Source organism: Roseibium aquae (assembly GCF_008711285.1).
Lineage (GTDB): Bacteria > Pseudomonadota > Alphaproteobacteria > Rhizobiales > Stappiaceae > Roseibium > Roseibium aquae.
Window position 1 is genome coordinate 1 of sequence record NZ_VXDC01000006.1, and the last position, 12,507, is coordinate 12,507.

The window sequence follows — 12,507 nt, forward strand, 5'->3', positions numbered from 1 at the left end:
GCACATCGCGGCCGGTAAATGGTCAGCGCAAAAATACATCAACATGGCGCCGCTCTACCAAGAGCAGAACCAAGCACACGGAGCCGTCGCCTGAAAACGAAAGTGCGAAAGATATTTGACACTACCAATGAACCAGATCCACACGGACGTTTCAACCAGAAGAGTAGTTTCACGCTGACACGTCGAAAAGACCTGGTTGGCCGCGCCACCACTCGCTGAAAATCCGGCTTCCCATGGTGAACCCGTACCCGATGGTGATCACACCGGCCGGATCCCGATAGGCCCGGCTCACAAATCCCTCATGGGCGGCGATGAAGGCCACCCCCTGGTCGCTCGTTTTCATGGAAGAAACTCCTGTTCCGGACAGGCAGCGCAAGGCGCGAAAGCCGGCTGCTGGCACGATCTCGCCGGACCGCACCGGATCTGGCCCGATTTTTGGGATTAGGCGGGTGTTCTTGATCTGTCGCGGACCTGACAGCAAACTTGTGTATGCACTTGCCTGAGGGTGGGAAGCTGATGGGGGGCCGATGATTTTCTCAAGTAAGAACCCGTTGCGGCGGGCATTGCGCCATCTTGCAGGTCCGCTGCTCCTCATCCTGTTGTGTGTTGGTCTCCTGCTTTCTGGCGGTCCCGCCGTTTCCCAGACGCTGGAGCCAAGGGAAACGCAGGTCCGCTGGCGTGTTCCGGAATCGCGCTGGGAAAAGAGCTGGCTCACCGCGCTTTACAGCCGCGACTTCATGGCCATGACAAATCAGGCCATCGATTGGTCCGCCCCGCCGTTTCAGATGGCGATTCTCGATCTGGACGGCAAACCGGGCAATCCGGCGATCTTCGTCTCCTGGTCCCACCCTCTGTTCTGCGGCACGGCCGCGTGCCAAGTCGATGTCTGGTACTGGGACGCGCCCGACAATCTGGCCGAAGGCACGTATCGGAAAGTGTTCGAAGCCATAGTGCAGGGCGATTTCATCGCCGGTCCGGGGGTGCATATGGGCATGCGCGACATCTGGATCGGGGACACCCTGTTCCGTTGGAACGGGTCTTCCTATGCACGCTGACCCGGCCTAATCGGGAGCAACCGGCAGAAACACATGGGCGGCAACCTTCACCGCTCCTCCGGTGAACGGCCCGCCCTGAGCCGTCAGAACGACGTCGGTGGGGCTATAGAAAGCGGTTGGACCGATCACCCCGAGATTGGTCGATCCGGGGGCGGTTCCAAGCGATCCGCCGAATTTCGACGGCTCGCCCGCAATGCCACAATCATAAGCGCTGGCCCCGGTCACGGCCGCGCTTGTGCGCGTCGACACGCAGAACACGATGGCGCGCGCGGGAATCAGCCCTATCGCCGCAACCGACGCGCCGGACAGATCCATCAGTTCGACTTCATGGATCTGATGCCGGCTTTGCGCGCCAAGCGCTGTTTGCGCCAGCACCGTATCATCGGAAAGCACCGCGCCTGTCTGCCTCCACTGCCCGGCGGCATAGCTCAAACCGACCTGCTCGGACGCGACAAAGGCTGTCATGCCGTCGACGGGCTGCACAAACGTCCAGTCACCGCTCAGCAAAAGGGCAACCTGCCCGTCCTTGCCGCTCCACTCACCGGAAGCGCCTGCGGGCACCAGAAAGGCTTGTCCGTCCATGCCCTGCGGCGGGGCCGTAATGGTGCGGGAGGTGAAGCTGAGATGCATCAGCGCATCGGCCCTCTGCAGGGCTTCATTATGAGTGATGTGCTTTTGCGCCTGGGCGGCCGCCAGGAGCGGCAGTTTCAATCGGGTCGTTTCAGACATGGATCTGCACCTTTCTCGGCAGGCCGCGCCCGGCCGTGGCCGACATTTGAAAAACCGTCACGTTGAGAACGTCCGGGACCTGGCCGAAATCGGTCATCATGCTGGCTGTCGGATACAGAACCTGCGGGACCTGCGCGTGAATCGTTCGCAACACCATGACCGCGTCGGGGGCCAATATATCGACCTCATAAGCTTCCGCCTCTTCGCCCAAGGCCACCTCCACCCCCGCCCAGCTGTCCCCGCCGACCCGGGTTTGCCGGACCCAGCGGATCAGGATTCCGTCCGTCTGTTTCCGGCCGCGCACGTGAACGGGCGCGAAGGGCAGCGCGCCGCGTCCGCTTGCGGCATGTGTGAAGGCCAGGCTTGCCGGATCATCGAGCGCCAGCCCCTGCGGCACCAGCTTGTAGGCATACTCCAGTCCCCTCTGATCCGCCGTCACCGGAATTTGCGGCGGAGGGGTTGGGTCAAGATGAACCGCCTCCGCGCCGGCATCGCTTCCGGCCTCGGCTTCCGGTTCGGTTCCGCGCTGTCCGCGCAACAACCCGGTGAGGCGATACTGTCGCGGTCCGGTGAGTTCCGCGGTCTGGAATTGCAGGATCTCGAACCCGCCTGTCCGGCTGCGCACCGCCAGTGCATTGCGCCCATCGAACACCTGGTGCGACGGCCGGCTTTCCAGATGCCCGGAGAATAGCTCGACCCGGACGGCGTTGCCCCGGTCGAACAGGCCGATGGGTCCGCTTTCCAGAGTGTCCAGCAACCGCCCCATGACAATCGGGCTGTCGATGGCCAAAAGCGGCTCATAGCCGGTCGCCCCGCTAGACCGGAGCAAATCGAACGACCCCGGCCAGGGCGCGGCAAAGACGGCGAGCCGCGCCGATGTCGGGGAATCGCGTTCCGAAAGGACGGGCAGATCGAACACCACCGCGTGGGGCGGACCGATCAGACCGGACGAAAACCGGGTTCCAGGATCCGCACCGGGCGGGTCTTGCGGAAAGGGGCTGTCCTCCGCCACGCGCACCGCTTCAATCCGGCGCCGGCCTGTGTCCTCGATGGCCTCGATCCGCAGTTTCAATGACGGCGAGAACGTTTCAAACGGCGTGCCCGTGACGGCCACCGTGTCGCCGGGTTCCAGTCCGAGATCGCCGGGACCGAGCGAGAATTCCAGCCGCTCGCTTTCCCGCCAGATCCGCCGGAGCCGTTTTTCCGCGTTCTGACGCAGCGTGGCCGGGGCAATCGCCGCCTTCAAATCCATGCTTTCAACTGTGAAGCTGCCGCCTTCCAGCCGGCGGGAGGCCGCGACCTGACGGCGGAAATCGGTTTGCGGGTCTTCCGCGCTCAGGCGCACCTCCCGCGCCAATTCGCTTGTTTGCGCCCGCACCCGCGAAAACAGGCTCCCCTCGCCGGTGGGCTCGGCCAGCCGTTCGGGACCGATTGTTGCCACGGGGAGCGCCCCGCTGTCTTTCAAAACGAACTCTGTTCCCCTGTCGCAGGCCAATCCGCCATAGGCCTGCAACAGCGGCTCGATCACCTGCCGGGCCGATACCGGCCCCGGCACGGCCAGACCGTCCAGGGATCCGGACAAGCCGGTCACCCGCACATCTGCCGGGGATATGCCGAAGTCGGCCAGAAGCGCGGTGATGACGGCATCCAGCTGCCCCTGCCCCAGCCGTCCGGTGAGCCAATGTCCGAGGTCCCAGTTCTGGCCGTCGGCCCACACGTGGGCAAAGGCCGGAAACGCCGGATAAGGCCGGGCGTCCCAGGTCCACAGGTAGATCCCGCTGCCATCGACCATGCGCCCGCCATAGACCGGAGACACCGGATTGTCGCCCATCGGCAGCCAGGGATGCCGGTCGTCCCAATAGCTCAAGGCCGCCTCCAGGGCGCGGCGCTGCATCAGATCGTCGCGATTGCCTCGCGAAAAATACGGCACCGCGCTTTCCGACGACTTGGGATCGACAAACACATTCGGCTGGTTCGCCCCCCGGTCGATGGCCGGGATGCCCAGTTCGGTAAAGCGGACCGGTTTCGATTTCGGCACCCAGCCGGTCGATCCGGAAAGCTCGGCGTTTCCGACCCGCTCGACATGCGGTTCGCTCCACCAGCTCTTCAGGTCCTTGACCCGGTACACCCAGGGCTTGGCGGCCGCCCCGTCCGTGATCGGCGTGCGCACGGCCGCCGCCCGGTCCGCTGCGCTGGCATAAAAGAAATCGAAGTACTCGCCACCGGCAATCTGGGACCTCAGACCCTCAAGGTCGTATGGGTCTTCGTTGCCGTCCGGATCGCCGCCGTCGCGCTGGTCGGCCATCGGCAGATAATTGTCGATGCCGATGAAATCGATCTCGGGGGCGGCCCAGAGCGGATCGAGCGGGAACCGCAACTCGCCGCTTGCAGGGACATGGCTGCCGTACTCGGACCAATCGGCCGCGTAGGAAATTTTCGTGCCGGGCCCCAGCAGCGCCCGCGCTTCCGCGCTGAGCGCGACAAGCTCTTGCACACACGGATAGGCCCCGCCGCCCGTATGCGCGCGCGTCAGTCCGCGCATTTCCGTGCCGATGAGAAAGGCTTCCACCCCGCCGGCAGCCTTTGCAAGGGCGGCATGGTGCAGAATGTGCCTGCGGAAGGACCACTCTTGAGGACCGGTATAAACGATGGTTTCGCCGGTCACCTGAAAGTCTGATGCCGTTGCGGTGCCGAAAAAGGCAAGCGCATCGGCACCCACATCGCCGGCCGGCACGATCCGCCCCCGCCAGGGAAAAGCGGCCTGTTCCGCCCCGCCATGGGGGTCGGGCAGGCCATTGCCCGGCGGCACATCCATCAAGATGAACGGGATCAGCATGGGCGCGATCCCGCGCGCCTTCAGGTCCTTCAGCGCGGCGATGACGCTTCCATCCGAAGGTGTCCCGCCGTAGGCGGGGCGGTCGCCGATCTGCGACACCAGCAATGCCTGATCGCGGGCGAGACCGGCGACGGACCATGTGCCGCCGCGCGTTTCCTTTTCCGCGACCTCCACTTTCGGGCGCAGCGTGCATTGGCCGGCCCGCAGATCATCACCGAACCAGGCCACGACCAGCGCGGCGCGTTCCAGGTTCGGGCAAAGATCCTGCAATTCGTCCATCGCAACGTGCCAATCGGAGCGCGCGCCCGGCACATGGACATTGACGCTTTCGGTGACCCCGGGACGTGGCGCGAGGGAGACCGGGGACGGCGCATAGGCAAATTCCCCCGCACCGGGGATGACCGTGACAGCCCGCACCTGGCGTTCCAGTGCCCCGACCGGCCGGATGACCTCAAAGGACAATTGTGGCAAGCGGTTGCCGAAGGGCTCCAGCGGCAGCCGCTCGAAGACAACATAGGCCGTGCCGCGATAGGCGGGCGCATGGGTCTGAAAAGCAGAAATCAGCGGATCGGGGACCTGATCGGCCGTGCCCTTGTAGATCCGCATCGGCCAGTCGGCGGCCGCCACCGGCTTGCCGTCCGCCCAGATCCGCCCGATCCGCGCGATCGGGCCTTCGCACAGGGCAATGGCGAAGTTCGCGAAATAGGCATAGGAGCGGACTGTGACGCCCCCGCCGCCGCCCTTGCCGCCCCGCCTTTCCTCGTTCACCACCTCCTCGAAGCGGGTGGCCCAAATGACTTGTCCGGCCAGCCGTACCCGCCCATAGACCTTCGGCAGGCTTGCCCCTTCAGAGGAGGATTGAACGTCCAGATCCGACAGGCGCCCAGTCTCGATGGTGCGCGAGGACCCGAACAGGCTCTGGTCGAGGGCGTTGCCCGCCAGCGCCCCCGCCGCTTTGCCCAGCAACCCGCCAAATCCGCCCAGCCCCAGGGCCGACCCGAAGGCCTGCCCCGCCGCACTCAAGATAAGTGTCGCCATGATCAAACTGTCTCCGGAAAGGCGAATACCGCCGCGATCCGGCGCCGCCATGCGGGCACAAGCGGGCTCTCAACCACGCCGACCCTTTCATACGCGTGGATCAGGCGATCCGGCGCACTGAGGACCCCGGCGTGCTTCGCCGGCGCGCTGTCGCGCCAGCGGAACACGAGAATGTCGCCCGGCCGGGCGCTGGCCGGATCGCATGTGGTGAGCCACCTTTGTCCCGCCTCCAGCAAGGTTTCAGGCCCGCCGCTTTCCGCCCAGTCGGCACTGTAGGGCGGCAACTCCTGCGGCTCCGCACCGTAAAGCGCGCGCCAAACGCCCCTGACAAGACCGAGACAGTCCGCACCTGCGCCCTTTGTGCTGGCCTGATGCCGGTAGGGGGTTCCGATCCAGCTGCGCGCTTCGACCAGCACACGCGCGCCAAACTCAGGAGACAAGCGGGCCGCCATCGTTTTCTCCCGTGTTGCGGTTGGGATAGGACAGAACGAAATCGGTGCCCGGCATATGCGGGAAGCCTTGAAAATTGAGGTGGTTGGCGAATTTCGCAGCGCAGGTGGCAAGCCGCTTGTCGCATCCCGCGGTCAGCCGTACGGCCGTTCCCGGCTCGACGGGCCTGTCCAGCGGTTGCCAAAGCGCAACCCGCACACCGCCCTCCGCGCGGACATGCCGTGCGATCTCACTCGCAAATCCGCTCGCCGCCCCCCCGGTCACCTCCAGACGCCCGCCTGTGAACCAGCCGCTCTCGAAGCCGTCTGCTCCGCCAAGCACCAAGGTGGCCGTGTCCGGCGCGGTTTCAACGGTTGCCGTAACCGAAAAGGCGGGACCGGAAAGATCGACCGTGCATCGGACGTCCCCGAGATCCGCATCGCAGGCCTTTTGGAACACCCGGCCCTGGCGGGCTTCCAGAAGATGGGCCAGGCCCCGCAGCTCAGCACGGAAGGCGGCACCATCCCGGCTGACCTCGCCAATGACCGCCCGGCGCAAAAGAATGTGCTGCGCCGGCTGTTGCCAGTTGACCCGGTAGACAGCGACGCGCGCGCCATCCCACAGCCCGGCTTCGAGCTCCCTGGCCTCCAAGGCCGGACCGGTGATCTGACCAGCCACGTCGCCGCCGCCGGTCGCAAATCCCGGCCCATCTGCCATGGCGCTGGCCGACAGGCCGTTATGCGGCTCGCACAGCGTTCCGGCGACCTGCAACGGACGGTCGTGATCGGTAAAGCCGTGCACCGCGCCATCGGTTCGGGTCACCAGCCAGCAGGTGGCGAGCGTGGTGACGTTCCCGGCCAGATGATCCGCCAGGTCCTGTGGTAGGGTTTTCATGCCGTTCCGTTTTGCTGAAGCCTAGTCCAGGCGGATCTCCACAAGGGGGATGGAGGGAATATCGCCCGCCTTGAAATGCGTGAGACTCACCTCCAGCCGGTCCGTGTCGAACCTGACCGGAACATCGAAAAGATAACCGGCGGTCACGGTCACCCCGGCTGGCGGGGCACTTGAGAAAACGAGTTCGCCGGTCGCTGGATCGACCTGAAAATCGGTGTTGAGCGTCCGCTCCACACCGCCGACCGCGGCCCGCACACTGGGGGCCACCGGCAAGCGGATGGCCCTCGAATAGGCCTGCCCGCCCGCGCCGTAGGTTTTTTGCAGCCGGAACCGGGTTGTTCCGCCATCTCCGGTGCCCACGGCCTGGTCGTCCGGCAAGGGCGGGGTGCCGGACACGCTCGCGGTATGGTCCAGTGGATCGCGGTAGCGGAAGCCGGACAGGCGCCCCCGCGCCTTTTCGAACAGGACCATCACAGCCCGCAGATCCTGCAGCGAGCGGATCCCGGTTGCCGCGTCATAGCGCCTGCGGCTGTCGGCCCAACGGGCGTTGCGTGCCTCATAGCCGGTCGCCAGTGGAACGATATCCGTGCGCCGTTCCGGACCGCCCATCGCGCCGAAGGCAACAGCAAGGGGAAACTGCTCGTTCAAGAACGCCGTCATCCCCAACCCTTTCTACGAAGTTTTACGAAATTGATCTGCCTCAAGGTCGGGGTGCGACAGGATGGCCATGTTGGGCGCCAGAAAAGGAGGCAAGAACGATGAGCCATGTTCCCCACGAACTGCACGAGGAATTCCCCGATAAAACGGACGCGATCCACAAGCTGAAAATGTCCGACGGGCATTTCGCGCGGCTGTTCGACGAGTACCACGAGGTCAACCGCGAGATTCACCGCATCGAGGTGGAGATCCAGCCGACGTCGGACGCTGTGCTGGAAGATTTCAAGAAGAAGCGTCTTCACCTGAAAGACCAGATTGCGGCCATGCTGGCGGCAACGGAAAACACCGGCTCCTGAGCCCCTCCTTTTCAGGCCGGTGTCAGAGCCCGCGCCGTCCCCGTCCGACGGCGCGGGCCACCATCGCAGATACCTGCGCTTCGGACCGCCTGAAACTTTCCACATCTTGCGCAATGACCGTGACCTGCACCGGCGGGGCATTTGCCCCTGCCCGTTGTGTCTGGACACCCAGGCGGCCGTCCGCGCCCCGGCTGAGCGGCAGGATCGCTTCAGGCCCCGCTTCCCCCATCAGCCCTAAACCGCCGTCCAGCGGAAAATAGCTCGGCGCCGCCACCACGCCGCCCTTGGCGAAAGGCACCGGAAGGCTTTGAACCAGCGTGGCCGCACCACGCGCGCCCTGCCCGGCAAGCCCAGAGACCAGATCGCCGAACAGCGACCCCGCCGCCTGTTCCAAAGGCGCAAGGGACCTGGTCAGCACCTTTGACGAGATGCTCAGCGCCATCTGGCGGAACACCGCGTCCAGATCCTTGCCGTGGACAACGGCCGCCTTCAGCCCCTGGGTCAGTGTGAGGGAGAAGGTCTGAGCCTGACGGTTGATCTCCGTCATCTGCCGATGAAACGGCTCAAGATCCGGAAAGTTCAGCTGTTCATTGTCTGGCATGGTCATCCCTTCTGTCCTCCCCCTTGGCCGCATCTGGGGCGGCGGCCATCAGGCCGGCGAGGACCGATCGCGAGATCACCTGGCCATCGGCCGCCGGTGAAAGAGCGGCCAGGATCTCGCGCGGTGTGGCCGACCAGACGTCGCCCGGACGCCAACCAAGACCGGCCATCAGCCGGTGCATGAGGCACCGCCAGGGAAAGGCGGCCGGCCCGTTGCCGGAAAAGGGCCGCTTTCGGCTGCCTCCCCGGCAGCGGATCTGGGTTCGTTGGAGCCGCTTCCGCCGTCCGCCTCGTCATCGCCGCGATCCCCAAAGGTAACGCGCAGAAGATCGGCGGTGATCGCCGCGAAACCGGCTGCCCCTGCGGGCGTGCGCATGGACGCCACCTGCTCGTCGCTGACTTCATGGCCCGCGCCGCGCAGGCCGGCCCCCAGGATCCGGATCATGTCGCGGGACGACAGCCGCCCCTTGGAAAACCGTTCCAGAAGGCCAGGCAGATCCGAACAGGCAAAGGCCTGCTCCAGTTCAGCCAGTGCTCCCAGCGTGAGCACCAGGGTCCAGCGGCGGCCATCCAGCACCGCCTCGATTTCGCCACGCAGACGATTGACCATGCGATTTCTCCCCGGTTGTCATCAGGTTGCGGTGAAGGTCAGCGGTCCAGCCGATTCCAAAGCCAGTTCGTAGGTGACCTCGCCATCGTGCCGGCCGGCATATTCCAGCGCGGTGACCTGAAAATCCCCTTGGACAACGCCGAAATCGGGAATGACCGCCTGCCAGGGCCGGATCAGCCCGTCGAAAAACAGGCCGCGCACGGCCGCATCGCTGGCCGCGTCCTTGAACAGGCCGGAGCCGGACAAACTGGCCGACCGGGTTCCGGCCGCTTCCAGGATCTCACGCCAGCGGCCGGGGCTGTCCGATGTGGTGATATCGACCGAGCCGGCATTCAGCGAGATGCGCCGGGCGCGCAGGCCCGCGACAGTGGAAAAAGTGCCCGACCGATCGGAATCCAGTTTCAACAAAAGGTCACGGCCGCGTTGAGCGCCCATAGCGGTTACTCCTGGGTCTGAGGACCGGCTGTCAGCCGGACGGTTCGGTGACGGCGCGCAGATTGAACGCGGCCTGATAGCCGCGGGCATCGCGCAGCCGGCGTGAGGACACCGACGTGATGGTCAGGTTCACCAGCCTGTGCCCGGCAACGGTGACCGGTCCATGCATGAGCGTTTCGGCAGCGCGGTGCGCCACGTGCACGGCCAGGTCGCGGCTGGCGCCGCGGGTGAACACGCTCAGCATCAAATCGTGGATAAACCCGTCCTGAGGGTCCGCCAGCAGCGGCCGGGTCTCCGCCGTTTGGAGCACGAGATGCGGCGCGTCCTGCCCGCGGGGCGGCGTGTCGTAGAGATGGGTTCCGCCCAGCAGCCCGGTCAGGGTGCCGTCCTGCGCCAGACAAGCGAACAGCCCCGCGCGCAGGGCGGACTGGAGGCTTGCCCCGCTCATTCGCCCGCCTCCTCTGCAAGACACTTCAGGATACGCCGCAACCCGTCCGGATCGTGCGCCGCGAGGATCCGATATGTCCTGTTCCCGACCACAACCTGCCAGCCACCAGCGACATCTTCCCGGTACCGGAGCGTGATCCGGTGGGTTGCAAGGCTTTCGAGCCTGTCCAGCACCTCCTGCTCGCGCTGGCCGACAAGCTCCAGCTTTGCGAAATCGCGGCCGGCATCCAGGAAGACCACCGCAACGGAGCCATCCGGACTGTCGGTGCGCACCGGCTGCCGCAGTTCGACCGCGACGTTGAACGCACCCGCGCCTTGGAGACGGGCCATCACAGCAGGGGGACCCGTGCCGAAGCGAGCAGGCGATCGAGGCCGAAGGGCAGGCTGCCCTGCACCGTCTCGGTTCCCGCTTCGCGATGCTCGAACCAATGGGCGGCCAATAGCCGGATCGCCTGACGCAGGTCGGCCGGAACGTCCGACGCGCCATCGCCGTAACCGGCGGTGAAATCGATCTCCACCCCCATCAGGGCGCCCGTGGACGGCCCCGCGCCCGGGCGCACCCTGAGCCGTGCCGGATCGCTGGAGCGGTCGAGCGTGTAGGCGTCGCCCGGCAACACGTGGCCCGTTCCATCCTCGCCGAACACAAGAATTTGGCCGATTGACCGCACCGGGGCGAGCGGCAAGCGCACCACGCGCCCTGGCGGCCAATTGTCGAGGTAAAGCCGCCAGCCCTGGGTGATCAAAGCCCGGCGGGTGGTCCTTTCCACATATTGGCGGGCGCTGGCGATCAACCCGGTGACCAGACCGTCTTCGGCATCGGAGACAAGCCGCAACTGGGCCTTCATCTCGCTCAGGGACACGGGTTCGGCACTGGGCGCTGTAACGAGTGCGGAGGTCATGATGCTCCTCAAAAAAAAGCGCCGGACATCCGACAGGATCTCCGGCGCGAGTTGGGGAGGACTGGCAGGGGGCGAAGGCGTCAGCCCCCTTGTTTCCAGGACCCGGCGCCGCCTGAATTGTGATCCATGCCGGGCCGGGTTGCGGTCAGGCCGAGAAGGTCAACAGCTTGATCGCGTCGAAATCCTGGACGCCGCCACCGACCCGCTTGGTGGTGTAGAACAGCACATATGGCTTGGCGGAATAGGGATCGCGCAGGAGCCGTACCCCCATCCGGTCAACCACCAGATAGCCGCGGCGGAAATCGCCAAAGGCGATCGCGGCGGCGTCGGTCGCGATGTCCGGCATGTCCTCGGCTTCGGTCACCGGGAAGTTCATCAGCGTCGAGGGCGCACCGGCGCTTGCCGGCGGCTGCCAGAGATAGTTGCCGTCGGCGTCCTTCAGCTTGCGGATGGCGCCCTGGGTTTTCCGGTTCATCACAAAGCGGGCGTTTTGCCGGTAGCCGCTTTTCAGGGAATAGATCAGATCGATCAGCGTGTCGGAAGGCGCGCTAGCGGGAAACGCTCCGGCCTCGCCGGTGCTGATCGTGCCGAGCGATCCCCATGCCCAGCTTGCTTCGGCCACACGCGGCACCGAAAGGAAGCCGGCCGGCTTGTTGACCCCGTCGCCGGTGACGAACGCCGTGCCCTCCTGCTCGGCGAAAGCGGTCTCCACCTCCTCGGCGATCCAGGCGTCCATGTCCACCGCCGCATCGTCCAGCAAGGACGCAGTCGCCGCCGGCATGGCGTACAGCTCCATCGCCGGAAAACTCAGCTCCGCCAGTTGCGGACTTGTTGTTTCGGGACGCGCCGCCGTTTCGGCCACCCAACCCGCTTGCGGTCCGGAAACGGCAAAGGGTTTCTTGAAGGTGGACGCGGACATGTGCCGGTTTCCGGCAATTGCCCGGATCGGCGAGACCTCGGCCATGCGGCGCAGGATTTCGGCTTCGGTCTGTTCCGGCACCAGATACCCGCCATCCGGGTCGGATCCGGCCGATAGGGCCTTCAATTCCAGCGGCCGGAGGCTCGTTTCCCGGCCCGAGCGCAAATAGGTCTCGAAGGCCGCCTTGTGTTCCAGGGCCTGGGAGGTGAACCCCCGGCGCGCCTCCGGAGCGAGGGCCGGACGGCGCGCCTTGAGGGTCAGATCATCGAGACGGCGCTTGGTGGCATCGAGCGCCGCGTCCAGGCGGTTCAGCTTGTCCAGGGTCAACACATCCGCGCTTCCGCGCCGCTCGATTTCTTCGAGCCGCGCATCGTTGGTCTGGCGGTAGGCCTCGAAGGCCCTGAAAAAGATATCGAAACTCCGGGCGACCTCCTCGCCCCCCGTTGCTCCCGGCTCGTCATGGCCTGCGAACGGCGGAATGGCCGGTCCCCTGCCTTGATCCATGCCCTGATCCATGCCGGGCATGCTGGCCTTGAACTCGAACGGCTGATCGTCCGGCGTCCTGTCAAACTGTGGCATCGCGGTCTTTCCTCCATTGGGTGC

At 65.5% G+C, this 12,507-nt stretch carries 16 protein-coding genes; 2 read left to right on the forward strand and 14 right to left on the reverse strand.

Annotated elements, in window-relative coordinates; translation table 11 throughout:
- Nucleotides 1–169 precede the first annotated feature (169 nt).
- Entirely contained in the window at nucleotides 170–343 is a 174-nt protein-coding gene (locus F0184_RS10475; RefSeq protein ID WP_208998424.1) for a lysozyme, read from the reverse strand.
- A gap of 184 nt (nucleotides 344–527) precedes the next feature.
- On the opposite strand from F0184_RS10475, the gene F0184_RS10480 reads away from it, so the two are divergent.
- Nucleotides 528–1,055 carry a hypothetical protein gene (locus F0184_RS10480; protein ID WP_150496146.1) on the forward strand — a complete coding sequence of 176 codons (528 nt, stop codon included), beginning with the start codon at nucleotides 528–530 and terminating at the stop codon, nucleotides 1,053–1,055.
- A gap of 6 nt (nucleotides 1,056–1,061) precedes the next feature.
- On the opposite strand, the gene F0184_RS10485 is transcribed toward F0184_RS10480, so the two are convergent.
- Genes F0184_RS10485 through F0184_RS10505 form a run of 5 tightly spaced genes read right to left on the reverse strand, consistent with a single transcriptional unit; the run spans nucleotide 1,062 to nucleotide 7,641 of the window.
- Entirely contained in the window at nucleotides 1,062–1,784 is a 723-nt protein-coding gene (locus F0184_RS10485) for a DUF2793 domain-containing protein (protein WP_150496147.1), read from the reverse strand.
- The gene (locus tag F0184_RS10490; RefSeq protein ID WP_150496148.1) at nucleotides 1,777–5,658 is read right to left on the reverse strand and encodes a baseplate multidomain protein megatron; all 3,882 of its coding nucleotides are present in this window, start codon (nucleotides 5,656–5,658) and stop codon (nucleotides 1,777–1,779) included. The genes F0184_RS10485 and F0184_RS10490 overlap by 8 nt, the downstream gene beginning before the upstream one ends.
- A gap of 2 nt (nucleotides 5,659–5,660) precedes the next feature.
- A complete protein-coding gene (locus F0184_RS10495) occupies nucleotides 5,661–6,110 on the reverse strand; it encodes an NlpC/P60 family protein (protein WP_150496149.1) in 450 nt (149 codons plus the stop codon).
- A complete protein-coding gene (locus F0184_RS10500) occupies nucleotides 6,088–6,981 on the reverse strand; it encodes a DUF2163 domain-containing protein (RefSeq protein ID WP_150496150.1) in 894 nt (297 codons plus the stop codon). Before F0184_RS10500 ends, F0184_RS10495 begins: the two co-directional genes overlap by 23 nt.
- A 21-nt stretch (nucleotides 6,982–7,002) precedes the next feature.
- Nucleotides 7,003–7,641: a DUF2460 domain-containing protein gene (locus F0184_RS10505; protein WP_150496151.1), complete on the reverse strand. Its 639-nt coding sequence runs from the start codon at nucleotides 7,639–7,641 to the stop codon at nucleotides 7,003–7,005.
- Nucleotides 7,642–7,739: 98 nt separating this feature from the next.
- Between F0184_RS10505 and F0184_RS10510 the strand changes: the two genes are divergently transcribed.
- Nucleotides 7,740–7,994 carry an HP1242/YdcH family protein gene (locus tag F0184_RS10510; protein ID WP_150496152.1) on the forward strand — a complete coding sequence of 85 codons (255 nt, stop codon included), beginning with the start codon at nucleotides 7,740–7,742 and terminating at the stop codon, nucleotides 7,992–7,994.
- 22 nt (nucleotides 7,995–8,016) lie between these two features.
- On the opposite strand, the gene F0184_RS10515 is transcribed toward F0184_RS10510, so the two are convergent.
- The 8 genes from F0184_RS10515 to F0184_RS10550 form a co-directional block, all read right to left on the reverse strand.
- Nucleotides 8,017–8,601 (reverse strand): phage tail tape measure protein, encoded by a 585-nt coding sequence (locus F0184_RS10515; protein ID WP_208998425.1) that lies wholly within the window; start codon nucleotides 8,599–8,601, stop codon nucleotides 8,017–8,019.
- A complete protein-coding gene (locus F0184_RS10520) occupies nucleotides 8,582–8,776 on the reverse strand; it encodes a phage tail assembly chaperone (RefSeq protein WP_150496153.1) in 195 nt (64 codons plus the stop codon). The genes F0184_RS10515 and F0184_RS10520 overlap by 20 nt, the downstream gene beginning before the upstream one ends.
- Entirely contained in the window at nucleotides 8,764–9,204 is a 441-nt protein-coding gene (locus F0184_RS10525; protein ID WP_150496154.1) for a gene transfer agent family protein, read from the reverse strand. The genes F0184_RS10520 and F0184_RS10525 overlap by 13 nt, the downstream gene beginning before the upstream one ends.
- 21 nt (nucleotides 9,205–9,225) lie before the next feature.
- Complete coding sequence (locus F0184_RS10530) at nucleotides 9,226–9,639, reverse strand: phage major tail protein, TP901-1 family (protein WP_150496155.1); 414 nt, start codon at nucleotides 9,637–9,639, stop codon at nucleotides 9,226–9,228.
- A gap of 31 nt (nucleotides 9,640–9,670) precedes the next feature.
- Complete coding sequence (locus tag F0184_RS10535; protein ID WP_150496156.1) at nucleotides 9,671–10,087, reverse strand: DUF3168 domain-containing protein; 417 nt, start codon at nucleotides 10,085–10,087, stop codon at nucleotides 9,671–9,673.
- A complete protein-coding gene (locus F0184_RS10540) occupies nucleotides 10,084–10,416 on the reverse strand; it encodes a phage head closure protein (protein ID WP_150496157.1) in 333 nt (110 codons plus the stop codon). Before F0184_RS10540 ends, F0184_RS10535 begins: the two co-directional genes overlap by 4 nt.
- On the reverse strand, nucleotides 10,416–10,985 hold the full coding sequence (locus tag F0184_RS10545) for a head-tail connector protein (protein ID WP_150496158.1): 570 nt from the start codon (nucleotides 10,983–10,985) through the stop codon (nucleotides 10,416–10,418). Before F0184_RS10545 ends, F0184_RS10540 begins: the two co-directional genes overlap by 1 nt.
- Before the next feature lie 145 nt (nucleotides 10,986–11,130).
- The gene (locus F0184_RS10550; protein ID WP_150496159.1) at nucleotides 11,131–12,483 is read right to left on the reverse strand and encodes a phage major capsid protein; all 1,353 of its coding nucleotides are present in this window, start codon (nucleotides 12,481–12,483) and stop codon (nucleotides 11,131–11,133) included.
- Nucleotides 12,484–12,507 lie beyond the last annotated feature (24 nt).